The organism is Bradyrhizobium sp. SPXBL-04 (genome assembly GCF_051853035.1).
Classification (GTDB): domain Bacteria; phylum Pseudomonadota; class Alphaproteobacteria; order Rhizobiales; family Xanthobacteraceae; genus Bradyrhizobium; species Bradyrhizobium zhanjiangense.
In genome coordinates, this window is the sequence record NZ_CP182472.1 from 4,885,258 (window position 1) to 4,906,541 (window position 21,284).

25 protein-coding genes are annotated in these 21,284 nt (G+C 60.7%); 10 read left to right on the forward strand and 15 right to left on the reverse strand.

What is annotated here, in order from left to right:
• Positions 1-465: a cupin domain-containing protein gene (locus tag ACNJX8_RS23190; protein ID WP_128941924.1), complete on the reverse strand. Its 465-nt coding sequence runs from the start codon at positions 463-465 to the stop codon at positions 1-3.
• 203 nt (positions 466-668) lie between these two features.
• Between ACNJX8_RS23190 and ACNJX8_RS23195 the strand changes: the two genes are divergently transcribed.
• Positions 669-917 carry a hypothetical protein gene (locus ACNJX8_RS23195; RefSeq protein WP_091892990.1) on the forward strand — a complete coding sequence of 83 codons (249 nt, stop codon included), beginning with the start codon at positions 669-671 and terminating at the stop codon, positions 915-917.
• A gap of 176 nt (positions 918-1,093) precedes the next feature.
• Here the strand turns inward: ACNJX8_RS23195 and ACNJX8_RS23200 are convergent, their stop codons facing one another.
• Positions 1,094-1,969: an MBL fold metallo-hydrolase gene (locus ACNJX8_RS23200; protein ID WP_249761285.1), complete on the reverse strand. Its 876-nt coding sequence runs from the start codon at positions 1,967-1,969 to the stop codon at positions 1,094-1,096.
• A 132-nt stretch (positions 1,970-2,101) separates the two neighbouring features.
• Here ACNJX8_RS23200 and ACNJX8_RS23205 point away from each other — a divergent pair, with 132 nt between their 5' ends.
• On the forward strand, positions 2,102-2,623 hold the full coding sequence (locus ACNJX8_RS23205) for an REP-associated tyrosine transposase (protein ID WP_439356866.1): 522 nt from the start codon (positions 2,102-2,104) through the stop codon (positions 2,621-2,623).
• 151 nt (positions 2,624-2,774) lie between these two features.
• Here the strand turns inward: ACNJX8_RS23205 and ACNJX8_RS23210 are convergent, their stop codons facing one another.
• Positions 2,775-4,397, reverse strand: a complete 1,623-nt coding sequence (locus ACNJX8_RS23210) for an ABC-F family ATP-binding cassette domain-containing protein (protein ID WP_128947741.1) — start codon at positions 4,395-4,397, stop codon at positions 2,775-2,777.
• Between the two features lie 225 nt (positions 4,398-4,622).
• Between ACNJX8_RS23210 and ACNJX8_RS23215 the strand changes: the two genes are divergently transcribed.
• From ACNJX8_RS23215 to ACNJX8_RS23225, 3 genes are all read left to right on the forward strand, one after another.
• Positions 4,623-4,943 (forward strand): hypothetical protein, encoded by a 321-nt coding sequence (locus ACNJX8_RS23215; RefSeq protein WP_439356867.1) that lies wholly within the window; start codon positions 4,623-4,625, stop codon positions 4,941-4,943.
• Positions 4,944-5,328: 385 nt separating this feature from the next.
• On the forward strand, positions 5,329-5,853 hold the full coding sequence (locus tag ACNJX8_RS23220; RefSeq protein WP_128941920.1) for a DUF992 domain-containing protein: 525 nt from the start codon (positions 5,329-5,331) through the stop codon (positions 5,851-5,853).
• A gap of 238 nt (positions 5,854-6,091) precedes the next feature.
• On the forward strand, positions 6,092-6,688 hold the full coding sequence (locus tag ACNJX8_RS23225) for a phasin family protein (RefSeq protein ID WP_128934187.1): 597 nt from the start codon (positions 6,092-6,094) through the stop codon (positions 6,686-6,688).
• A 160-nt stretch (positions 6,689-6,848) separates the two neighbouring features.
• Here ACNJX8_RS23225 and ACNJX8_RS23230 read toward each other — a convergent pair whose 3' ends face one another.
• Together ACNJX8_RS23230 and ACNJX8_RS23235 are read right to left on the reverse strand one after the other, a co-directional pair.
• On the reverse strand, positions 6,849-7,079 hold the full coding sequence (locus ACNJX8_RS23230) for a hypothetical protein (protein ID WP_128934188.1): 231 nt from the start codon (positions 7,077-7,079) through the stop codon (positions 6,849-6,851).
• Between the two features lie 282 nt (positions 7,080-7,361).
• Positions 7,362-7,766 (reverse strand): VOC family protein, encoded by a 405-nt coding sequence (locus ACNJX8_RS23235; protein ID WP_091892982.1) that lies wholly within the window; start codon positions 7,764-7,766, stop codon positions 7,362-7,364.
• A gap of 213 nt (positions 7,767-7,979) precedes the next feature.
• On the opposite strand from ACNJX8_RS23235, the gene ACNJX8_RS23240 reads away from it, so the two are divergent.
• Entirely contained in the window at positions 7,980-9,878 is a 1,899-nt protein-coding gene (locus ACNJX8_RS23240; protein ID WP_439356868.1) for an adenylate/guanylate cyclase domain-containing protein, read from the forward strand.
• Between the two features lie 117 nt (positions 9,879-9,995).
• Here ACNJX8_RS23240 and ACNJX8_RS23245 read toward each other — a convergent pair whose 3' ends face one another.
• The 4 genes from ACNJX8_RS23245 to ACNJX8_RS23260 form a co-directional block, all read right to left on the reverse strand.
• Positions 9,996-10,781 carry a hypothetical protein gene (locus ACNJX8_RS23245; RefSeq protein ID WP_439356869.1) on the reverse strand — a complete coding sequence of 262 codons (786 nt, stop codon included), beginning with the start codon at positions 10,779-10,781 and terminating at the stop codon, positions 9,996-9,998.
• 674 nt (positions 10,782-11,455) lie between these two features.
• Positions 11,456-11,659 carry a GDCCVxC domain-containing (seleno)protein gene (locus ACNJX8_RS23250; protein WP_439356870.1) on the reverse strand — a complete coding sequence of 68 codons (204 nt, stop codon included), beginning with the start codon at positions 11,657-11,659 and terminating at the stop codon, positions 11,456-11,458.
• A gap of 14 nt (positions 11,660-11,673) precedes the next feature.
• A complete protein-coding gene (locus tag ACNJX8_RS23255) occupies positions 11,674-12,393 on the reverse strand; it encodes a nucleoside phosphorylase (protein ID WP_439356871.1) in 720 nt (239 codons plus the stop codon).
• Between the two features lie 141 nt (positions 12,394-12,534).
• Positions 12,535-13,203 carry an ArsR/SmtB family transcription factor gene (locus ACNJX8_RS23260; protein WP_128934193.1) on the reverse strand — a complete coding sequence of 223 codons (669 nt, stop codon included), beginning with the start codon at positions 13,201-13,203 and terminating at the stop codon, positions 12,535-12,537.
• A gap of 72 nt (positions 13,204-13,275) precedes the next feature.
• Between ACNJX8_RS23260 and ACNJX8_RS23265 the strand changes: the two genes are divergently transcribed.
• From ACNJX8_RS23265 to ACNJX8_RS23275, 3 genes are read left to right on the forward strand one after another with little or no spacing between them, the layout of a single operon-like run.
• Positions 13,276-14,016 carry an MBL fold metallo-hydrolase gene (locus ACNJX8_RS23265; protein WP_439356872.1) on the forward strand — a complete coding sequence of 247 codons (741 nt, stop codon included), beginning with the start codon at positions 13,276-13,278 and terminating at the stop codon, positions 14,014-14,016.
• 4 nt (positions 14,017-14,020) lie between these two features.
• Positions 14,021-15,280: an MFS transporter gene (locus ACNJX8_RS23270; RefSeq protein ID WP_439356873.1), complete on the forward strand. Its 1,260-nt coding sequence runs from the start codon at positions 14,021-14,023 to the stop codon at positions 15,278-15,280.
• A complete protein-coding gene (locus ACNJX8_RS23275) occupies positions 15,277-15,657 on the forward strand; it encodes a GFA family protein (protein WP_439356874.1) in 381 nt (126 codons plus the stop codon). The genes ACNJX8_RS23270 and ACNJX8_RS23275 overlap by 4 nt, the downstream gene beginning before the upstream one ends.
• 385 nt (positions 15,658-16,042) lie before the next feature.
• On the opposite strand, the gene ACNJX8_RS23280 is transcribed toward ACNJX8_RS23275, so the two are convergent.
• From ACNJX8_RS23280 to ACNJX8_RS23290, 3 genes are all read right to left on the reverse strand, one after another.
• On the reverse strand, positions 16,043-16,942 hold the full coding sequence (locus tag ACNJX8_RS23280) for a vanadium-dependent haloperoxidase (RefSeq protein ID WP_439356875.1): 900 nt from the start codon (positions 16,940-16,942) through the stop codon (positions 16,043-16,045).
• A 168-nt stretch (positions 16,943-17,110) separates the two neighbouring features.
• Entirely contained in the window at positions 17,111-17,416 is a 306-nt protein-coding gene (locus ACNJX8_RS23285) for a hypothetical protein (RefSeq protein WP_439356876.1), read from the reverse strand.
• Positions 17,417-18,101: 685 nt separating this feature from the next.
• Entirely contained in the window at positions 18,102-18,638 is a 537-nt protein-coding gene (locus ACNJX8_RS23290; RefSeq protein WP_439356877.1) for a peroxiredoxin-like family protein, read from the reverse strand.
• A gap of 109 nt (positions 18,639-18,747) precedes the next feature.
• Here ACNJX8_RS23290 and ACNJX8_RS23295 point away from each other — a divergent pair, with 109 nt between their 5' ends.
• Positions 18,748-19,527, forward strand: a complete 780-nt coding sequence (locus tag ACNJX8_RS23295; RefSeq protein WP_439356878.1) for an AraC family transcriptional regulator — start codon at positions 18,748-18,750, stop codon at positions 19,525-19,527.
• 27 nt (positions 19,528-19,554) lie between these two features.
• Here the strand turns inward: ACNJX8_RS23295 and ACNJX8_RS23300 are convergent, their stop codons facing one another.
• The 3 genes from ACNJX8_RS23300 to ACNJX8_RS23310 form a co-directional block, all read right to left on the reverse strand.
• The gene (locus ACNJX8_RS23300) at positions 19,555-19,845 is read right to left on the reverse strand and encodes a YciI family protein (protein ID WP_439356879.1); all 291 of its coding nucleotides are present in this window, start codon (positions 19,843-19,845) and stop codon (positions 19,555-19,557) included.
• Between the two features lie 316 nt (positions 19,846-20,161).
• Positions 20,162-20,866, reverse strand: coding sequence for a GrlR family regulatory protein (locus ACNJX8_RS23305; RefSeq protein ID WP_439356880.1), 705 nt, complete (start codon positions 20,864-20,866; stop codon positions 20,162-20,164).
• A gap of 257 nt (positions 20,867-21,123) precedes the next feature.
• Entirely contained in the window at positions 21,124-21,273 is a 150-nt protein-coding gene (locus tag ACNJX8_RS23310; protein WP_007609497.1) for a hypothetical protein, read from the reverse strand.
• Positions 21,274-21,284 lie beyond the last annotated feature (11 nt).

Below are 21,284 nucleotides of genomic sequence, written 5' to 3' on the forward strand. Positions count from 1 at the left end.
CTAAATGCTCCGCGCCCGCTGCGCGTCGGTGTGCCCCCACGTCTCGTCCCAATCCTGACCGGCGGCATCGACGACACGGCCGTCGGCTTCGAAGAACTTGTTCGGCACCTGGAAGATCGCCAGGATCAAGGCGCCGTCCGGGCACCAGGCGGCGTGCCGGCTGCCCGCCTCGCGCCAGATGAATTCCCCGGCCTTGCAGGCGATCCCCTTGGCCGGCCCTTCCTTGTCGACGAGCGCGCCCTCAATGACGTAGCTCTGCTCGATGCCGACATGCTCGTGATCGGGCAGCACCGATCCCGGCGCAAAGCGCATCAACGCGGTCATCAGACCGCTGCTGCGATCGAACAGCAGGGTCTTGGCCTCGCAACCTGGAAACCGCGTCTTTTGCCAGTCCATCTCTTGCGGCTGAACCAGGTGAGAATGCCGGTCGGCGGCTTCCCGGTCTATCGGGATCACGGCGTCCATCACGATGCTCCCTCTCTATCTCAACCGTCTGAAGCTAGCAGGATCGCCCGGCCTGGTCAGCGAGCAGTGCAATAAGTGGGGGCGTTTGCCGATCGCGCCCGAAAAATCGGCAGGCCGAACCGACTACGCCCGTTCATCCTGCTTGATTGCGCCACGATTCCCGGCTCCAATCCTCCTGCCATTTCTGGTTTAGGGAGACACCCATGATGAAGCGGATTTTCCTGGCGGCGATCGTTGCCACCTTTGCAGCGGGCTCGGCCTTCGCGCAAGAAACGTGCGAGAGCAAAGCGATCGGCAAGGACGGCAAGCCCCTGGCCGGTGCCGCCAAGACCTCGTTCCTGAAGAAGTGCAAGGCCGACGCCTGCGCGCCCAAGGCCGTCGGCGCCGACGGCAAGCCGCTCGCCGGCGCCGCCAAGAACAGCTTTATGAAGAAGTGCGAGACCAGCGCGTAGTGGCGCGTACTGCAAGAAGCTCGTGCCCCGGACGCAGCGCAGCGCTCTCAGCGATGCGCTGCAGAGCCGGGGCCCATGTTTCCACACGCAGTCCGAGAGATGGGTCCCGGCTGAGCGGCGCGTCACTGCGTGCCGCACCGCGTCCGGGACATGAGCCTCGCGACTAGTTCGCTGCCTCACTCCCGCTTGAACTTGTAATCAAACGCCCCATCCAGCGGCTTGATCAGTCCGGCCGTCGGCGCCGGAAAGTGCACCGGCAGGATCAACGTGTCGGTGTCCGCAACCGAAGCGAAGAACTTTCGTCGCGACACCGCCGACTGCTTCGGATCCCAATCCGGCTTCGCCGACCAGTCCGGTTCGCGGCACTGGATCTGATGATGCATGAGATCGCCAGCGACCACCGCGCGCTGGCCCTTCGAGACAATGTTCACGCAGCAATGACAGGGCGAATGCCCCGGCGTCGGCGTCAGCGTCACGGTGTCGTCGAGCGCGTAGTCGTCATCGACCAATAGCGCCTGTCCCGCTTCGACGATCGGCAGGCAATTGTCGCGAAACACGGTGCCGGGCGGGTTGTTTCCCTTGGCGTGCTCGGCCTCCCAGGCCGCGTACTCGCGCTTGTGGAAGACGTACTTCGCGTTCGGGAACGTCGGCACCCAGCGCCCGTCGCGCAAGGTGGTATTCCAGCCGGTGTGGTCGATATGCAGATGCGTGCAGAACACGTAGTTGATCTGCTCGAAGCCGATGCCGAGCGCGAACAATTCGTTGCGCCAGCGCTCCTTGCCGGGAAAATCGAACGGCGGCGGATGGCCCTTGTCCTCGCCGGTACAGGTGTCGACCAAAATCGTGTAGCGCGGCGTGCGGACCACGAAGGTCTGGTAGGTGATCACCATCATGCCGCGCGCGGCGTCAAACACCTCCGGCTCCATCGTCGGCAGATGACGGGCGAACACGCCCTCGTCATAGGCTGGGAAAAAATCCTGCGGCCGCCGCCACGGCCCTTCCCGCTCGATCACCGCATCGATGGTGATATCGCCGATCCGCAGTTGCTTCATGGTTGTTCCGCTCCCTTTTTGCGAAAGGGTAGCGAGAGCGGCAGAGATCTTCAAGTAAGCGAGTTCATTGAAACTCTCTCGATTTGGTTGTAGCCCGGATGGAGCGAAGCGTAATCCGGGAAAGCTCCTCGGATGGTCTGCTATCGTCGCAATTTCGTCCCGGCCGGGACCTTCTTCTTCACCGCAACGCTGGATGATCGACGATTATCCGTGCTGATCGATCATGTCGACAAACTTCGCGGCGCATTCCGCATGACGCGCGTCGAACGACCATTCGAGATCGACGCGATCGCGATCCTCCCGGATCACCTCCACGTCATCATGACGCTCCCGAACGATGACGCTGATTTCTCCGGGAGATGGCGACGTATCAAAAGCCTGTTCACTCACCGGCTCGCAGCTTCCGGCGCCCCAATCTCCCGCAATCATCGCGGCGAGTTCGCCCTATGGCAGCGGCGATTTTGGGAGCACACAATTCGCAACGACGCCGATTTCGAGCGCTGCGCCGGCTACATCCACTTTAATCCAGTCAAGCACGGCCTTGTCTCATCGCCGACAGATTGGCCCTATTCTTCGCTCCATCGCTACGTCCGCGCTGGCTTGCTACCCGCCGACTGGGGCGGCACCGGCGAGAGTGATCCCGGATTACGCTGACGCTCCATCTGGACTACGAACGATATCAAGCGGCCTCTTGTAGCCTGGATGGAGCGCAGCGCAATCCGGGACACAATAACCACACCGTGCGACCGCGCGCGTGGCACGCCCCCCGGATTGCGCTGCGCTCCATCCGGGCTACCGCCGCCACCTACGACCGCAACCCCGGCGCCTCCTGCCCCGTGCGCGCGACATACTCCGTGTAGCCGCCGCCATATTGGTGGATGCCCTCCGGCGTCAGCTCCAGCACGCGGTTCGACAGCGTCGCCAAGAAATGCCGGTCGTGCGAGACGAACAGCATGGTGCCCTCGAAATCCGACAGCGCCGTGATCAGCATCTCCTTGGTGGCGAGGTCGAGATGGTTGGTCGGCTCGTCCAGCACCAAAAAGTTCGGCGGATCGAACAGCATCTTGGCCATCACCAGGCGCGCCTTCTCGCCGCCCGACAGCACCCGGCAGCGCTTCTCGACGTCGTCGCCGGAGAAGCCGAAGCAGCCGGCGAGCGCACGCAAGGAGCCCTGCCCCGCGGTCGGAAACGCGTCTTCCAGCGACTGGAACACGGTGCGCTCGCCGTCGAGCAAATCCATCGCGTGCTGGGCGAAATAGCCCATCTTGACGCTGCCCCCGAGGGCCACCGTGCCCTCGTCAGGCTCGCTCGCACCGGCAATGAGCTTGAGCAAGGTCGATTTGCCGGCGCCGTTGATGCCCATCACGCACCAGCGCTCGCGGCGGCGGATCATGAAATCGAGGCCGTCATAGATGCGCTTATTGCCGTAGCCCTTGTGGACATTCTTCAGCGCGACGACATCCTCGCCCGAGCGCGGCGCCGGCGGGAAGTCGAACGCGACGCTCTGGCGGCGGCGCGGCGGCTCGACCCGCTCGATCTTGTCGAGCTTCTTGACCCGGCTCTGCACCTGGGCCGCATGCGAGGCGCGCGCCTTGAAGCGCTCGATGAACTTGATCTCCTTGGCGAGCATGGCCTGCTGGCGCTCGAACTGGGCCTGCTGCTGCTTCTCGTTCTGCGCCCGCTGCTGCTCGTAGAATTCGTAGTCGCCGGTGTAGGTGGTGAGCGAGCCGCTATCGATCTCGATCACTTTGGAGATCACGCGGTTGATGAACTCGCGGTCGTGCGAGGTCATCAGCAGCGTGCCTTCGTAATCGTGCAGGAATTTTTCCAGCCAGATCAGGCTTTCGAGATCGAGATGGTTGCTCGGCTCGTCGAGCAGCATCACGTCGGGGCGCATCAGGAGGATGCGGGCCAGCGCCACGCGCATCTTCCAGCCGCCGGACAGCTTGCCGACGTCGCCGTCCATCATCTCCTGGCTGAAGCCGAGGCCTGACAGCGCTTCGCGCGCACGGCCATCGAGCGCGTAGCCGTCGAGCTCCTCGAAGCGATGCTGCACCTCGCCGTAGCGGGCGATGATCTCGTCCATCTCGTCGGCCTTGTCAGGATCGGCCATCGCGGCCTCGAGCTCGCGCAGCTCGGCCGCGACCTCGCTGACAGGACCTGCGCCATTCATCACCTCGGCCACGGCGCTGCGGCCGCTCATCTCGCCGACGTCCTGGTTGAAATAGCCGATCGTGATGCCGCGATCGGTCGAGACCTGGCCCTCGTCGGGCAGTTCCTCGCCGGCAATCATCCGGAACAATGTGGTCTTGCCGGCGCCGTTCGGACCGACAAGGCCGATCTTCTCACCCTTGTTGAGGGCCGCGGAGGCTTCGATGAACAGGATCTGGTGGCCGGCTTGCTTGCTGACGTTGTCGAGGCGGATCATGGGGTCATTTGGGGGGATTTTTGCGTTGCAGCGTCATAGGCTATGCGAGCCGTCAGGGGAAGCCCGGCGGGGCCCGGATTCAGTCCTACCGGATGCCAATTCGGTCGTTTCACCCCGCAGCTTAGGGCTCGTGGACCTCGATGGTCTGCATCATTGCGATCTCATGGTTGGGAGCGGAGGTGATCAGCTCGCCTAGCGCGTCGATCGTGCGGAGATGCGCAATCGGTGCGCAACACGGCCGAGCACCGAAGCATTCGAAACCAATGCGAAGCCAAAAGCGAAATTCATTTCACTCAGGCGCGCCGCCGGAACCTAATTAACTGCCAACAAACGACAAATTTAGTTATTTCCGATAATCATGATGACTCCATCATAAAATACAAAAATATGTTTGGGGAAAACATGGGAGGTTTGGAATGGAAGCTGCCCGCCGCTTTCGCGCAATGGCGTCACTTTGCCGGCAGACTGCCGCGCTTCATCCTGACAGAAGCTGGAAACTGCTCGCAGAGGCAGAGTACTGGGAGCATCTGGCGACTGCAGCTTTAGCCCACTGACTTCGGCCTAGCGAATATTCACTTCCTTGGTCTTTTCGTCGACTTCTTGGTTCAAATCATATTCTGAGGCAGCGATGTCCAGTACTGGTCAGGTTTATACTTGCGCTGTCCTGCGCGAACGTGTGCAAGCGATTGTGGCGGGGCTTCGAGAAGTGGAGACGCTTCGAAGCAGGCTCCGAAACGCAGAAGCGAGAACAATCGGCCGAAGAAGGCGTGCCAAAGTGGGCCGCAGAGCAAGAGCCGTTTGAGGGCGCCCGGTCACCTAAATATCCACCCGCATTGGGCTCACTCGCAGTCTTCGACGTGTGCCATCAACGGAACATCGCGAGCTCAGCGCGCATTGAAGGACCATCAGAATACGCTCGATGGAGGCCCTCATGATTGGGACAACGCGGAACGAAACAAGGCTGACCAATTTGGCGACAGCGTGCGCGGCCCTGGCTCTCGTGCTCGCCACGGTTCCGGCAACGGCGCAGGAGACCGGACGACCGAGAGTCGGCACGCTCACGTGCAACATATCGCCCGGAGTCGGCATGATCGTTGCTGGACAACGGCAGTTGAGCTGCATCTATGCATCGGCGAGAGGCAGGGCGCGCGAGGCTTACGAAGGCACCGTCAGCACGCTTGGTCTCGATATAGGAGCCACGTCCGGCGGTCAGCTCGTTTGGGCCGTTTATGCTCCGACCGCGGTTCGCCACGCCGCGTTGGCCGGAACCTATGCCGGCGCGACCGCCGGCGGCACAGTTGGTGCCGGAGTTGGCGCCAACCTCCTGGTGGGCGGCTCGGATCGCACGATCGCCTTGCAGCCGGTATCCGTCCAGGCGCAAACAGGTATGAACATCGCAGCAGGCATATCGAGCATGGAATTGCGGCCGGCCGCTGCGCCTTTGCGCCGCAGGTGACCGCCGTCGCCGGCGAATTGAAGTAGAAATGGCGCTTGTCGGTGAGTCCGGGTCCGCAGTGGCCACCGGTGCCCTCAGGGAAGTTGAACCGCTCGTTCCTGCGCGCAATGGCGGAGGATTGATTAAAATTCGCTCGCCCCGGAACGGTCCAGAAATGCCCACGTTTGCTCGCGTAGGATCGCACCTGTGACGGAGGGCATAGGATCCGACCTCACCAACAACAACGATGGAGCAACTAATGGCCAATCCACGCCAGGAGGAAAAGTCTACCCAAAGCCCTGAGGACACAATCCGCCGCGCCGCCGAGAGGACCGCGGAGCAGACCAGACGGATCGGCCTAGCTACCGCTGAGGCCGGCGAAGAGGTCGCCCAAGCTAGCAGCCATCTACTGCAACAAAATGCCGAGATGCTGCAAAACACTTGGCGCTTCGGCGTCGACATGGCCACCGCGATGATGGGCCGCTCGACTGATCAGCTTGGTCGCACGTTCGGTTTGACGGGCAATGAAGCGCAGCGGGCAACGGAACGCTCAGTCCGCAACGCCGAAGCTATCATGTACTCTACGACCGCAGTCGCCAAAGGAATGAATGGCGTGTCACGCGAGTACTTTGATTTCGTTCGACAGCAGATCGATCGGACCATGGATCGCATGAACGAACTCTGGCGCTGCCGAACTCCTCACGATTTGGCGGCCGTGCAGACTGATCTGATGCGCGACACGATCAGTAGCGCCTTGGACACCAGCCGCCGGATGGCGGACATGTCTCTGAAGGTGGCTGACGATGCCGGAAACCATATAACCCAGAGTATCGAACGCATGCGGCACGCAGCCTAGCGCGCGCCGGCATAATCATGGCGCACGTGCGCGGCTGAACCTCAGCCGCTCACCGCGCCGCTAAGCCTGACGGCCTTGTTCTCTCGCAGAGCTGAGGGCAGAAACAATGAGGGCCCCGACGTATTGGACGCGTCGGGGCCCAAACCGTTACTCACTGCGGTCAGTCGCAGATGCGGCGGCGAACCACAATATCCTCACCGAACCGGTTGATCCGGTGTTCGACGATGGTGCGGCAACCGCCGTAGTATTCGTTACCGTAGTCACGGTAGTATCGGTCCGGGCCGACATAAACGCCGCCGGGACCGATGCCAAACTCAACAGCGTTTGCTGTTGTTACCGCTCCCGCAGCTAGAGCAGCCACTGCGGCGAGCGCGAGGATCGTTCGCTTCATTTGGCACTCCTCTCGCAAGTGACGGAGCATTGGGCCAACGATCGGGCCGGAGATTGGTTTCGTGACAATGAGCGGGGACCAATCGAGAAAATCGTCGTTCCACTATGAACAGCGCGTTCACGAAGGAACGCAGGATCAACGCAGAAGCAAATCTGGTCCGCCATGTCTCAACGAACGGACCTCCGTTAGATGAGGGTTGCTTCGCTGATGGACCAAACCCGTGGCCTTTGTGCCACGGCTGGGGGCGATGCACGCCGACAACATGTGCGATCGCCTCCCCCATCAGGACCGGACCGGCTGCCCGATTCCAAGAAGATTGCCTTCGCTGTCGCGGAACCACGCGCCTCGCTCACCGATACCCTTGCTGGCGTAATTCCCGGCTATCTCGGCGATCCCCTCAACGGTCTTCAGACCGGGCAGGTCATATTCCTCGAACTTGACTCCCCGCGCGCGAAGCTCGCACACCGTTGCCTCGATATCCTCAACTTCCCAGCCCATCTGCGTGTGCGTGCCGGATTGCACTCCGGCCGAGATGAATATCGCAAACTCGCCACTTGCGCAGATGTAGCGCAGTCCACCTTCGCGTTGTTCGACAGGGTCGAGCCCGAGTTTTTCGGAATAGAACGCCCGCGCCCGATCTAGGTCCTTGGCTGGAAGACGGGTGGCCACCTTCGCGTTCGCTAGCATTCTTCTCTCCCTCTGAGTTTAATAAGAGTTGGGCGCGTCGCATCCTCGGTCAAGCCAAAGTCCGCTCAGGGTCCAATCGGCGACATAGAGGCGTCCACTGAACAATCGGTCAGAGCAGCTAACGTTTTAACGATGGGACCGCTCGGGGTGGACATCGCACGGTTGGCACTGTCACGCATCCGTCGTAAAAATGAGCGGGTTGGAGAGCCGGCCATGGTGCAGGAGCGGCCAGCCCGGATCGCGCGCAGGCTGTCGGCGATATTGGCCGCTGACGTGGCCGGCTATTCGCGGCTCATGCACAATGACGAAGAGGCAACGCATGCCAAACTGACTGCGCTTTTGACGGACGCAGTCGGCCCGGCAGTTGCCGAACACGGTGGCCGCATCGTCAAGAACACCGGCGATGGCTTCTTGGCGGAATTTCCAAGCGCGGTCGAAGCGGTTCGAGCTGCGGTACAATTTCAGACCCGCGTCAAGGAACTGACAATCGATGATCCAGAAGCCAAGCGCATAGTCTTCCGCGTGGGAATTAATATCGGCGATGTGATTGTCGAGCCGAATGACATCTTTGGCGATGGCGTGAATGTCGCGGCGCGGCTTGAAGGCATCGCGAAGGCCGGCGGCATCTGCATATCTTCGGCCGCCTACGATCAAGTCCGTGGCAAGGTCGGGGTCGAGTTCGCCGATCTGGGCGAGCAGAACCTCAAAAATATCGCTCTCCCAGTCCGAGTCTATGCTTCGCAGCTCTCCGATACGCTGCCGGTCATTTCGGGCTTTCCGTTTGTCCAGTGGCCTGCGCATAGCCGGCGAGCTCGGATGGGTCTTACAATGGCGCTTCTCCTGCTCATGGCTGGCGGCGGTCTTGGTTACTGGTACATGCGATGGAATGAGCCACAATTGGTGAAGCATCGTCTATCGATTGTCGTGCTGCCATTCACGAATTTGAGCAACGAACCCGAGCAGGAGTACTTTGCGGAAGGTGTTGCTGACGATCTAAGCTCCGATCTCTCGCGGATCGAGGACAGCTTCGTGATCGCGCCGAGTACAGCCCGTGCCTATAAGAACGTTGACCCAAAGCGCGTTCGCCGCGAACTCGGCGTCCGTTATATCCTCGACGGTAGTTTGCGCCGAACGGAGTCGATTGTCCGGATCAACGCCCGGCTGATCGATACGCGAACCGGCGCCCAGATCTGGTCGGAGAGCGTCGACGGTGAGTGGTCCAAATCGTTGCAGCTTCAGGATGTCATCACGGGTGGATTGGCGCGGCGGCTTGATCTCGAGCTGACTGACCACGAAAGCCGCGACGCGGAGGTTGCGCGGCCCAATAATCCCGACGCGGTCGATCTTACAATGCAGGGCCTGGCCGTGCTCAATCGTCCCTATTCGCGCGAACAGGTAGCCGAGTCGGGTGCCCTCTTCGAGCGCGCACTGCAGATCGACCCCGGCTACCCTAAGGCCCTCGTGGGGTTGGCAGATACTTTGGCAATACAAGTCAATTATCGTTGGACCGATGCACCCGCCGATAAGTTACGGCGCGCTGAGAAAACGGTGGATCAGGTTCTGTCCCAGTTTCCCAGCGACGCAATGGCACATTTTGTAAAGGGCGAGATCCAACGCGCCAAGGGCAGGAATCTCGACGCTGCTGTCAGCGAGTATATGGCGGCAATCGGGATAAATCCTAGTCTCGCCCCGGCTCATGGCGCGCTGGGCGCTGCCAAGATACGTGTTGGCCGATCTGCGGAGGCATTTGCCCCTCTCCAAATGGCCATCCAGCTCAGCCCCCGCGATCCGCTCCTAAGCACGTGGTACTTCTACGCCTGTCATGCGCACAGCCATCTCGCTCAATATGATGAAGCGATAGACTGGTGCAGCCGCTCCATCACAGTGAATCCCTTTTGGATTGCCTACGCAGATCTCGCCGCGGCCAACGCATTGACGGGACATGAGCCCGAAGCTCTTGCCGCCGTCGGCGAGCTTCGTCGGCTCATGCCCAACTACACCGTTGCCCTTTGGTTGCAGGATGGGTCTGAGTGGTCCGATAACGTCGTTTTCCTTGCCGAATTTCAGCGCATCGCTGAGGGTCTGCGTAAGGCGGGCCTTCCTGAACGGTGAACGAGCAAAGGACCGAGCCGATCCCCATGCTCGCGGCGTGCCGGATAAGAGCTCGCCGGATCTCCGCTCAGGCATATTAGAAGTGGCCCGGAAGCCTGATCCGGGTCCACAACCGGACTACCAATTACCCTGAGGTCCAGAATGCCGTTCCGTCCACGGGGGCGAAAGTGCGGCTGCCTTCTCAAGTTCGTTGTTGGGTGCAGGTTCGTTGGATCGCGCGAAAACAAAACGGGACGTGGCGGCACTTTCCGCTTCGTCCCTCCCGTCTTGGCCGATCAGGATCAATCCAGCTCCGCCATTCGCGACGTTCAGAATAGTCGGTTCGCCGCCCCACGTCTTGATTGGCTTCATTGCGATGGTGAGAAATTCGCCCATAGGCTGGTCCAGATACTGAATCCGCAATTGCGGACCGACCTCCGCGTCGGCGAGCTTAAAGCCGATCTGCATGGCGCGCGCGTAAATAGCAGCCAAAGTCACGGTATCCGTCTTGAACCCAAGCTCGGCTACTCGCACAACGACAAGCTTCACTTCGGCTGCCTTAGAAGCAACGGTGAAGGTCGGTCGAGCGAGGATTTCGGCAGCCGTGCCGCCGACACCGCACCGCATGGCGTCCAGCACGTTACGCAGCGCAACAGAATTGGCAAAGGTGCCGACCCTAATTGTCTTCCACGTCGGAACATCGCGCGCGGACCTGAGCTGTTGGAGCGCATAGGATGGACGCGGCTTGTGCGCCTTCATCTCGTTTTGCAGGACATCGCGAGCTGCACATTGAGCCCACGCATCCTCTGCCAATGAAACGATGCAAGTGGCGCACACTATCGAAGCGATCAGGTGACGACGGTTGCGCCCTGCAGAACGCTGATTGACCGCGCCGCGATCGGCTCGACTTTCCAGAATGGACATGTCGAAAATCGATTTGTTGGTTACGCCTGACCTAAAATGCCCGCCTCCGAGTCAAGGGGAATGTCGGAGGGTAACGCGTCAAGAAACATTGCCCGGCCGACTTTGAAATGGGTCCGGAGGCGGGGCACCAGCTGAAGTATTCCAATTACAAATGGCAGGCGGCAGTCCGTAAGCCTGATCGCCCGCACCATCATACCAACGAGGAATGATGTCGTTGAACGATAGCACCGTCATTCCCTTGGTTCAATTCTGAATCAAACGCACGCTCATCGAGGCGGCGATCCAGACTTGTTCGACGCCTTTGGGTCAAAGCGCCACTCGGACGATTGGCCGGCCGCCTCTCTATCCCGATGAGCCGACAATTTGACGCTGCGCCCGGAGTTCGTATTCGGGCCACAACCTGACCCTTCATGCTATTCGATCACTTCGTCGGCCCGTCGAGCATCGTGACGGCTTAAGGCCAGAGGCAAACGTGGTGATTTTGATCGGCACAAAGTCAGCTTATGCCGTCCTTTTCGTCAGCCCGTGCGTAGAGGATTTGATCAATGACCAACGGATAGGCGGCACTTTCTGCTTCGTCCCTTCGGCTTGGCCGATCAGGATTAATCCAGCTACGCCATTCGCGACCGCGCCGCAATCGGTGATCGTCTCGCGATCCGGACAGGCCAAATAGTCTACGAACAGCACACCCCCCTTGTTTGAATCGGGGGGCATGGAACGGTCCCGTAGGAACAGAAGACGCAGCAGTCGCCCGACTTGGGCTTTAGCCGTAGGCCGCACCTCCTGCAGTCGTAAAAGAACTGGCAGGCATCCGTCGGCATGGTCTCGATCTGTTGATGGCCACACGCCGGACACGTGAGGGTCGACTCTAGCTGCATTTGTTGCCTGCGGTTCAAGCGTTGTCCGAGATCGTCGCGTCATTCTGCCAGCCGCGCGCCGCAGCGGCAACGACGGCAAGCGTGGCCTTGGCGCCGTCGGCCTCGCCCTTCTCGAAGTCGCCCTCGGTCTGCGCCATCGAGTTCGTGACGTGGGCGAAGCAGACGATCGAGTTGCCGCTCGTCGTGCCGAAAGCGTAGAGCGCCGCAGCTTCCATCTCCACGGCGAGCGTCCCCAGCTCGCGCGCTCGCGAGATCGCCGCTTCGGTCTCGCGATAGGGAGCATCCGTCGTCCAGGTCGAACCGCGATGCAGTTTCTCCGGCAGCGATCGGCCCGCCCGCTCGACGCGATCCAGAAGCGACATGTCGGGTGCTGCCGCGAAAGTCGAGCCAGCCAGGTAGTGATAACTCGTCCCCTCGTCGCGCAGCGCGCGGTCGATCAGGACGAAATAGGGAGTAGGTCCGATGGGATTGATCTGGCCCGCCGAGGTGACGCTGACGAGCAGTCGGCAGTTCGACGCGAAGCGCTGCTCGGCGACCAGGACGGCGAAGGGTGCCCCGACCGCGCAGCCGACGATCCCGACCTCGCCGATGTCGTCGAGATCGAAGGCAAGAAGCTCGGTGTGGTAGCAGGCCCAACCTTCATGGATGCGGCCGACGCCGGTCCGCTTGAGGTGACGGACGACGTCACCATCCGGATCGAGCACGCAGATTTCGGGCACAGCTACGAGCGGCAACTGCCTCTGCCGGCGCGCCTCCCTCAACAGGGATTCAGGCCGGAACACCGAGGGCGCCTTGTGATCCTTTACGCCAACGATCGGCCACGCGGGTTCCGCGCGATGAGGCTTATCATCCATGATGCACCTGATCGACCTGTTTCAAGCAACGGATTCGACCGGCAGGCCGGCGGCCTTCCACTCCGGGTAACCGTCCTCAAGGCGGCGAATGCGATAGCCGCGCGCCCGCAGTGCCGCCACGGCTTCGAACGAAAGAACGCAATAGGGCCCGCGACAATACGCAATCACTTCACGGCCTTGCGGTAACTCGCCCAAACGTCTTTCCAGTTCAGCCAGAGGAATGTTGAGCGCCCCCGGCAGATGGCCCAGCGCGAACTCATCCTCGGGCCGCACATCGAGCAACGTGACCAGATCGTCCCGCAATCGCGCGACCAGGTCGTCGCGCGAGACGGGCTCAAGCGCATCACGGGCTTGGAAGTAATCGGTCACAACACGACCGATCTCGGCGACATTCCGTTCACCGACCCGACCCAGCGCCTTGATCAGCGTCACTACTTCGGCATCGCCAGCGAGGCGATAGAGAATGTGCTTGCCACGACGCTCCGTTTCGACGAGGCGCGCGCGCCTCAGTATCTGCAGATGCCGCGACGTGTTGGCGAATGTCAGATGTGCCCGAGCCGACAGCTCCTCGACGGTGCGTATCCCCTGCGCAAGGTGCTCCAGCAGCTCAAGCCGGTGAGCATGGCCGAGCGCCTGCGCCACCTCGGCAAGGTTTTCATAGATCTCCTGTTTCGGTCCTGAGCTTGACACGGCGGCCCCTCAATATATCATTCAGCAGACTGATTGAATGTACTAGCGTTTCTCTCGAGGGAGTGCAAGTCCATGATTCTCCGCCAGTTCTTGCATAGCGATCCAGTCGGTATCTCCTACCTTTTCGGCTGCGGCGGCAAAGCTGCCGGCGCGGTCGTTGATCCGGTCGGCGATATTCAGCCCTACCTGCAGGCGGCCGACAATACCGGCATGCGGATCCATTTCGTCATAGACACTCATGTCCATGCCGATCACCTGTCAGCGGGCCGGGCGCTCGCCGCCGCAGCGGGAGCTGAGTACGTGCTCTCGACGGAGGCTGGTGTATCGTTTCCCTACAAGGGTGTGCACGACGGCGACGTTCTTCCCCTCGGCAACGTGTCGGCGACGGTGATGCACACACCGGGTCACACGCCCGAGCACATCTGCATCCTTGTTACAGACCAAACACGCGCCAACGAACCCTGGCTCGTCTTCACCGGTCACACGCTCATGGTCGGCGATCTCGGCCGCACCGAACTTGCCGTGAGCGCGGAGGAAGGCGCCAGGCAACTGTTCCGAAGCGTGAGCAGGCTTAAGGAGCTTCCTGACTACGTCGAGGTGCTGCCGGGCGCCTATGCGAGCTCGGCTTGCGGTCGGCGCCTGAGCGGCAAACCATCCTCCGCGATCGGCTTCGAGAAGCGGCACAATCAGGCGTTCAAAATCGAGGATGAAGCCGAGTTTGTTCGGTTCATGGTCGCCGAGATTCCGCCGGCGCCGCCAGAGGCCGCGCGGATCAGGGCGGCAAACTCAGGCATGGCGGCGGCCGCGGCCTGAACTAATGACCGAAGCTGTAACTGGTCCACAGATTGCCTCGTCTGTCCAACTGGGGCTGAAAGAGAACTGGCCGCAGTTCGCATTGCTCGTCCTGATCAACGCCTTCGTCGGCGGGATGGTCGGGATCGAGCGCACGGTCGTGCCGTTGATCGGCTCCGAGGAATTCAGGATCAGTTCGACGACGCTCGTGGTTTCCTTCATCGTCAGCTTCGGCGTCGTGAAGGCTTGCGCCAATCTGATCTCCGGCCAGCTCGCCGACGCCTGGGGACGCAAACGTGTTCTGATCCTCGGCTGGCTCGTCGGCCTGCCGGTGCCGCTCATGATCATGTGGGCGCCGAGCTGGGGATGGGTCATCGCAGCAAACGCCCTTCTCGGCATCAACCAGGGTCTTGCCTGGTCGATGACGGTAATCATGAAAATCGATCTCGTCGGACCGAAGTCGCGGGGACTTGCCGTGGGCCTGAACGAGTTCGCCGGTTATCTCGCGGTAGGCGTGACCGCTTTCCTCACTGGATATCTTGCCTCGAAATACGGACTGCGGCCGGCACCGATCTACCTCGGCGTTGCCTATGCGATTCTAGGCACAGTGCTCTCGATCCTGCTGGTGCGCGACACTCGCGAGCACGTTCGGCTGGAGACCGCAGCGCATGCGCGTCAAGCGTCCCCGATCAGCTTCAGGGAGATATTCGTCCTCACGTCGTTCGGAGATCGCAATCTATTCGCCGCGTCGCAGGCTGGGCTCGTCAACAATCTGAATGATGGAATGAGCTGGGGGATCTTTCCGCTGTTCTTCGCCTCGTTCGGCCTCCCCGTCGACCGGATCGGCATACTGAAGGCCGTCTATCCGGCCACCTGGGGCATCCTGCAGATCGCCACGGGCCCTCTTTCTGATCGGTGGGGCCGCAAGGGCTTGATCGTGGCCGGCATGTGGGTCCAGGCCGCGGGTCTATTCTTGAGCGCTGCAACAAGCCATTTCGAATGGTGGCTGGTCGGCAGCCTGCTTCTCGGACTTGGTACGGCCATGGTGTACCCGAGCCTGATCGCTGCCGTGTCCGACGCTTCGCATCCAAGCTGGCGCGCACGCTCACTCAGCGTCTATCGCTTCTGGCGCGATCTCGGTTACGCGATCGGGGCGCTATCGGCCGGCATCATCGCCGACCTGTTCGGCATGGCCTGGGCGATCGGAGCGATCGGCGCGCTCACTTTCGTCTCGGGGGCGATAGTATTCGTCGCTATGGAGGTCAGGCCCGGAGCACGAACGTGAGCGAAACCTTTTCAGGACGTTGCCTTTGTGGGGCGGTGCGTTTCGAGGCGCGAGGCCGGCCGATCTTCTGGTGTCACTGCGATAGCTGCCGCCGCCATTCCGGCGCGCCCGTTAGCGTGTTCGTCGGGTTCGAGAACGACTCTGTCACGGTGACCGAAGGCGCCATCACGACGTTTGAATCATCGCCGGGAACGACGCGCGGTTTCTGTGCCCGCTGCGGCTCGACGCTGACCTGCGCTACCGTGCACTTTCCGACGGAGACGTACTATCACGTCGGTGCCTTCGACCGGGCGGCGGAGCTCCAGCCGAGCAAGCATTTTTTCGCCAACGAGCAATTGCCCTGGCTGAAGCTTAGCCACAACGAGCAAGGTAAATGACTGCGACGATGTGGCCGATCTATCCGGATTTCAACGCGAGCACACCGGTTGATCCAACCGCGGCGCTGTGAGTAGACGCCCTACGCCCGCCGCATCAGCTTGAGCGAAGCTGCAAGGCGCAGGCTGCGCTTGCCGGCGAGCGCGAACGTCGTCGTCAATTTACCTGCTTTGGGTCATCAGCGCCGATTGTGCCCTGCACTCGATTGAGCCCGGTCCGACCCTGCCATCACCGTCCAAGAACCGCGTAGAAGCGGTCCATCGATCGGCAGCAGCCAGGGTGTTTCTGCAGCAACTTAGGGAGCAATGGATAGAGCCAGCCCGCTGCGGCAGATGGCGACTGCCGCAGCGATCGAGAGCAACATTCAATTACGCCGGACTTTCGCGACTAAACTATTGCCGAAAGCTTTGCCGCCTCGAGAGCAGGATCAAGGTCGTCGTCACCATCGAGGACAAGGGCTCCGTCGTAGGTGACCCTGTCCTGCTCTATCTCAACGACCTTTTTGCCGAAGCTCAGGTAGCTGAACTTCCAGGGACGCTCATGGTAGTCCCGCCGGAGGTGATACAGGACGCTCGTCGCAATCCGCTGCCCTAGAAGCGTGGACGCGCTGTAGTCGGTACGCCAGTGAACGCCCGCCATGTTGCGTCCGATTGCAATGTTGGACGCGACCTTGTCGAGTTCGCCTGCAATCGTTAGCTGGTCAGCATCCGGCACTCCGACAGTTGTCAGGTCTGTTCCTTGGGACGTCGGGATAACCGGCGTAATCCCAACATCCTTGAGCTTCTGTGTTCCTGCAAAATAAGCCTTCAGCGCGGTGACGCATGCGCCGGCGACAGTGGCATGGCCCGCACCGTAGGAACCGTGCGCCGGTGAGCCGTCGGCGAAACACATCGGCAGCAGGTAGCTGTCGCTGTTGGCGCCGTGAGCGGCGTTCGCTTGCCTGATTCTTGCAACCGCGCCGCCCGAGGCGTTGGACGCCTGCAACACCGCAAGCCCGCTTGAGAGCGCCAATTGCGCCTCGGCGGCCTTCAAACCCGTGGGGTGCAGCGCACGATGGACCAAGCCGCCATAGGCTTCCGGGCGCAGGCGCAGGTTTCCGATAAATTTCTGGTACCACACCGCCTTCAACGCACATGTCGCCACCTCGCAGACCAGCGAAAGTATGAACGGCGAGCCAAAGGTGCCGAAGCCCTCTTCATGCGGGAAGACCGGCGCATCCCGGTTGTAGGGATTTCCCGCATCCAGCTTAACGCCAGGGCTACCGAGCAAGATCAGGGCAGCGTTCAAGTAGGCTTCATACAGTGCGTCAAGATGGACGTATCGCGCGATGTCGCCCGCGTTCTGAATGTACCGCGGGGTGGCCGGGAGTTCGATCGATGACGGAAAGGCTTTTCCTCTCTGCACGTCGAGCCAATGCGATCATGTGAGGGACGCCTCCAGACTGATAGTCGGTGCTTACAACCCGCCCTTCAGTTTGCTTGATCCGCAAAGACCCGTACGGCACGTCAAGCCAGAGAAATTGTGAAACGAGCGGCCCAAGGTGCTCCTGGTTCGTTTGTCCCGCTGGCGTCCATTCGCCGCCTCGAAAAGCGTTGCCGGCGTGACGGGCCGGGCAGTGTAGTTGGGATGATTACTCGAGTCGGGATGGGCATATAGCTTGAGAGCGCTCAGTTCGCTGGCTGCGGCTTGTGCCAGGGCGTTGCTCGGATAATCCAGAAAATTGACGTCACGGAGCAATGCCATCCAGTAAAGCTCAATCATCTCCGCGGCTGCAGTCTCATGCTTCCCGTCCTGCTCCGGTGGCTTCGGAATGCGGAAATGCCAACCAGCCGAGGTGAGTCGATCGGCGGCCAGACCTGCTTGCGGATTTACGAGCGGACGGAGGCGGCTGACTCGATGTTCTGAAAATCCGCCGGGCGATGCTCATTCAGAGCTGCTAAAAATGATTTGAATGAGCTCGGGATCACTCGCCCGTCGTCGTCGTGCTTTAGCGACTTGTGAAAGTGCAACTCCGCTGCCTGGACAAGATCATTGGGTGGAGTGTGGACCAGCTTATGTACAGCAGTATTAGCTGGAGCAGGTGATGGTGGATGTGGCTTTGGATAAGAAATTGCCATTTGAATTTCTCCTATAGCCATCCCGCCACAATTGACGAGACCGGGCATCGGTGCCCTTGCGGAGTCGTATCGTGAATACTACACAACCTTTGTGGGATGCCTCACACGAGCGCTTTTTCAATTGGATCGAATACGGCAGCCGGACTCACCAAGTTGTGCTGAGCACTCAGAAAAGAGTAACGGCTAGGCAAAATGGCCGCAGATTGTTCTGCGGCCTTAGATTGTCGCGCGCCGCCTCAGTTCAGCGATCACCGGCAGCGAGCCTGGAATCTTTCGGAAAGCGGTAGCGCTAACGTTTGAGCCTGCGGGATCAAGACGGGCTCAACGTCTTAAATCGCGCCGTTATATTCTCCTCTGGCTGGATAGTCGTTCTTGATGACGAAATCCAACGCCTGGACCATTTCAGAGAAGTTGGGCCTGACGAACGGCATGGATTGGACGGAGAGATAGTAGATCGTTTGATCCGGTCTGATCAGAAACACGCCGGGTTCAGAGAACAAAGAAGGTTCTTCGATTCCGATCGAGGTCTTTCCCCGAGATGTCGATATATACAGACCCCAATTGCGAGCATCGCTCAGTCCTAGACCATATCCGACACGCAAATTCTTGGCTTGGATCTTGTCCGCCATCTGGCGAGCTCGCTCCTCCCCATCTGAACTAATAGCGACGGTGGTGACGCCGCGGATGGCAAATTCCGGCGTCAGGCGTTCTAATTCCTTCAGGTAGTTGGCACAGATCGGGCAATGCAAGCCGCGATAGAAGCAGACGAGCGACATGCGCTCTGGGCTCTCGGTTGCCAGGTCGAAGGGACCATGGTCGAGCGTGTTTATGACAAGGGGCGGCGCTTTCTGGCGAGGTATAAGCATTTGGATTCCTTTCACGGACCAAGGGGCAGCACAGGACCGGTTGCTCCCAGATCCAGCTCATGCCACACTGGAGAGCATGAATGGTCCCCGAAACATGATTGAGAGTCCTGTGACGGCCAAGCGCGACAGGCTTTCCGCCTTCTTCGATGCCTTCCAAATGTCGGTTACGGTCGCTGCGAAAGATGCCCGAGACGCGGTCGCAAACCTTGTTGTTGTTGGAGAGGGTGGCTGCGCAAGGAGCGTCGTCTTCTGCCCCCACCGTGATGCGATGCCCGATCGCGGCGGCGATATCCTGGCTGCGGCGACCATCGAGTTCGGGGGCATCACAAACCCGCTCATGAATGCAATGCCCGAGCGGATCGTGATCCCCCTCGGCGAGTCCCCTACCCTACAAGCTCTGACTGTAGCCTTTGTAACCGAGGCCTCGGACATGCGATGCGGCAGGCAAGTCGCTCTCGACCGCTTGTGCGAGGTGATCATCTTGCTTGTGCTTCGGAGAGCAATCGATATCGGCTCAACGCGACCAGGACTTCTTGCCGGCCTATCCCACCCAGCGATCCATAAGGCTCTGGTCGCGATGCACGATCAACCCTCTCGCCCGTGGCACACCGAGGAGCTTGCGAGTATCAGCGGACTCTCGCGGAGCCGCTTCATGACTCTGTTTCCCAAAGTGACCGGCACTACACCGGCTGCCTATCTTAAGGCGTGGCGGCTGACACTTGGCCAGCGTGAGCTCCAGCGCGGCGAGCGCGTCAAGTCGGTCGCGAGGCGCGTGGGTTTTGGCAGCGCAGCGGCGTTCTCGCGCGCATACGCATTGGCATTCGGCCATTCACCGATCTCTTTGCGTAAGCCAGGTCCTGCGTCGCAGGATGTCGCTGCTGCCAATTAGCTGCTACCGCCGACAGATCGTCAAGCGTCAGGCGAAAAGGTCCGTCAAGCGGTCGTCTATGCGTGAAGGCGTAATCTCGAGGATCTCGGCAGTAACAACTTCCGCCGCGACAAATGGATCGAGAGCGACGCACTCCTCGACCTGCGAACGAGAGAGGCGACCGCTCAGGAGTATGGCTCCGCCAAGGTTCGGCTGAAGACTCCCTGCCATCAGGAATGCGCCGTCGTCGAAGCCGCGCTTGAGCCAATCGTTGTGGCCTTGCATGAACTGGCCGGCTTGTGCCTTTTTAGATCCAAATTTCAGAAGAGCAATAAACATCGCGGTCCCTTTTATGAGTGATGTATGGCACGCCGGCGCCCGAGCATACGCTGACGACCCGGCTGCGTTGCAGCGGTTTCTAGGTCGGTGAGCCACGCGGACATGGCCTGGATTTCATTTCGGACAAATCGTTCGTCGTGAAGGGCGTTGGCTAGGACGTTCTGAAAAAGACAAAAGCCGCAGTGTCACGGGAGCGCAGCGGAGCGTGCGTCGACTCGGGCGGTCGGAGATGGGGCGCTCGCTGACATTGCCCGGAGCGACGCGTAAAGCCTGCTTCACCCCAGCAGAGGACATCGGACATTTGTGAGTAGACGCCCTACGCCCGCCGCATCAGCTTGAGCGAGGCCGCAAGGCGCAGGCTGCGCTTGCCGGCGAGTGCGATGCCTTCGAGCTCACCGCTATCGGCCATGCAGGTGCCGGAGAAGCCGATCCCGACCTCGAGGCCGCCAAACACGGGATTTTCGCCTTTCGCCGGCGTGTGCTCCTGGTTCAGCATCTCGCCCTTCCAGCGGCCGTCCGCGGAGGAATAGGAGCCGAGATAGTAGAAGAACGCATCGCCGCCGAGGATGCGGCCGTCGATCAGCAGCATCACGCCGGAGAGTCCGGCATCCACGCCATCGAGCGCGCGCAGGCTCATCCCATAGAGGCCGTTGGCGATCCCGCCCGGACCGACGGCTCCGCTCGGCGGCAGCGCCTCGTCGTCGAGCGGGGTGAGATTGGCCCAGAAATTGGCGCCCGGCATCGTGTCCGCGCTGCCCTGAAGGCGGATCTGGTTGCCGTACAGCCGGCCGCGTGCTCCGATCGAGGCGACGTCGGCGCCCATCAGCGGCTTGTAGTTGGGATCCTGGTTATGCCGCTCGGTGATGACCTCGGCGATGATCTCGCCGTCGCGCTCGACATAGGTGCCAAGATGCGCAAAGCCCGAATTGCCGCCCAGCATCTTGCCGTCGTGCAGGCACATGATGCTGCGGCCGAACGCATCGTTGACGCCGTATTCAACCTTGTACAGTCCGTCCAGCAACGTCTTGAACCTGCAAAATCGGAAAAAACTGGGGGCTACCTAGCACCGTCGCCGCATTGAAGCCACCCGGCTTTCGCGCAGGGCCGCTCACGGGGCGTTCGCTGTCATGATGCCATTATGCCCCTGTTTTGCCCGACGGGTCAATTTGAATTTCGATTAATCCGCAATGCGTGCGTTTTCAACCCCTTGGCTACTGTGCATGGGGTTGTTTTCGCATGTTTTGTTTTGCCGGGCTCCTGGACGGCATTCGCCGTCCATCAGTGCCGCTTGAAGTACTGCACCTCGCGCTCGTGCTTCTCGGCCGCCGCGCGGCTCTTGAAGGTGCCGAGATTGCGGCGCTTGCCGGTCTTCGGATTCACCTTGCGTGAATAGAGGCGGTATTCGCCCGATGCCAGTTTGCGGATCATGATCGCGCTCC

Excerpts from the sequence above, each read along its gene's own strand:
- ACNJX8_RS23205 (WP_439356866.1), top strand. The coding sequence starts at position 2,102 with ATGGTCTGCTATCGTCGCAATTTCGTCCCGGCCGGGACCTTCTTCTTC.
- ACNJX8_RS23220 (WP_128941920.1), top strand. The coding sequence starts at position 5,329 with ATGATTGGGACAACGCGGAACGAAACAAGGCTGACCAATTTGGCGACA.
- ACNJX8_RS23290 (WP_439356877.1), bottom strand. The coding sequence starts at position 18,638 with ATGCTTATACCTCGCCAGAAAGCGCCGCCCCTTGTCATAAACACGCTC.
- ACNJX8_RS23225 (WP_128934187.1), top strand. The coding sequence starts at position 6,092 with ATGGCCAATCCACGCCAGGAGGAAAAGTCTACCCAAAGCCCTGAGGAC.
- ACNJX8_RS23190 (WP_128941924.1), bottom strand. The coding sequence starts at position 465 with ATGGACGCCGTGATCCCGATAGACCGGGAAGCCGCCGACCGGCATTCT.
- ACNJX8_RS23270 (WP_439356873.1), top strand. The coding sequence starts at position 14,021 with ATGACCGAAGCTGTAACTGGTCCACAGATTGCCTCGTCTGTCCAACTG.
- ACNJX8_RS23310 (WP_007609497.1), bottom strand. The coding sequence starts at position 21,273 with ATGATCCGCAAACTGGCATCGGGCGAATACCGCCTCTATTCACGCAAG.
- ACNJX8_RS23200 (WP_249761285.1), bottom strand. The coding sequence starts at position 1,969 with ATGAAGCAACTGCGGATCGGCGATATCACCATCGATGCGGTGATCGAG.
- ACNJX8_RS23230 (WP_128934188.1), bottom strand. The coding sequence starts at position 7,079 with ATGAAGCGAACGATCCTCGCGCTCGCCGCAGTGGCTGCTCTAGCTGCG.
- ACNJX8_RS23245 (WP_439356869.1), bottom strand. The coding sequence starts at position 10,781 with ATGTCCATTCTGGAAAGTCGAGCCGATCGCGGCGCGGTCAATCAGCGT.
- ACNJX8_RS23195 (WP_091892990.1), top strand. The coding sequence starts at position 669 with ATGATGAAGCGGATTTTCCTGGCGGCGATCGTTGCCACCTTTGCAGCG.
- ACNJX8_RS23300 (WP_439356879.1), bottom strand. The coding sequence starts at position 19,845 with ATGTTTATTGCTCTTCTGAAATTTGGATCTAAAAAGGCACAAGCCGGC.
- ACNJX8_RS23235 (WP_091892982.1), bottom strand. The coding sequence starts at position 7,766 with ATGCTAGCGAACGCGAAGGTGGCCACCCGTCTTCCAGCCAAGGACCTA.
- ACNJX8_RS23285 (WP_439356876.1), bottom strand. The coding sequence starts at position 17,416 with ATGATTGAGCTTTACTGGATGGCATTGCTCCGTGACGTCAATTTTCTG.
- ACNJX8_RS23250 (WP_439356870.1), bottom strand. The coding sequence starts at position 11,659 with ATGCAGCTAGAGTCGACCCTCACGTGTCCGGCGTGTGGCCATCAACAG.
- ACNJX8_RS23240 (WP_439356868.1), top strand. The coding sequence starts at position 7,980 with ATGGTGCAGGAGCGGCCAGCCCGGATCGCGCGCAGGCTGTCGGCGATA.
- ACNJX8_RS23210 (WP_128947741.1), bottom strand. The coding sequence starts at position 4,397 with ATGATCCGCCTCGACAACGTCAGCAAGCAAGCCGGCCACCAGATCCTG.
- ACNJX8_RS23265 (WP_439356872.1), top strand. The coding sequence starts at position 13,276 with ATGATTCTCCGCCAGTTCTTGCATAGCGATCCAGTCGGTATCTCCTAC.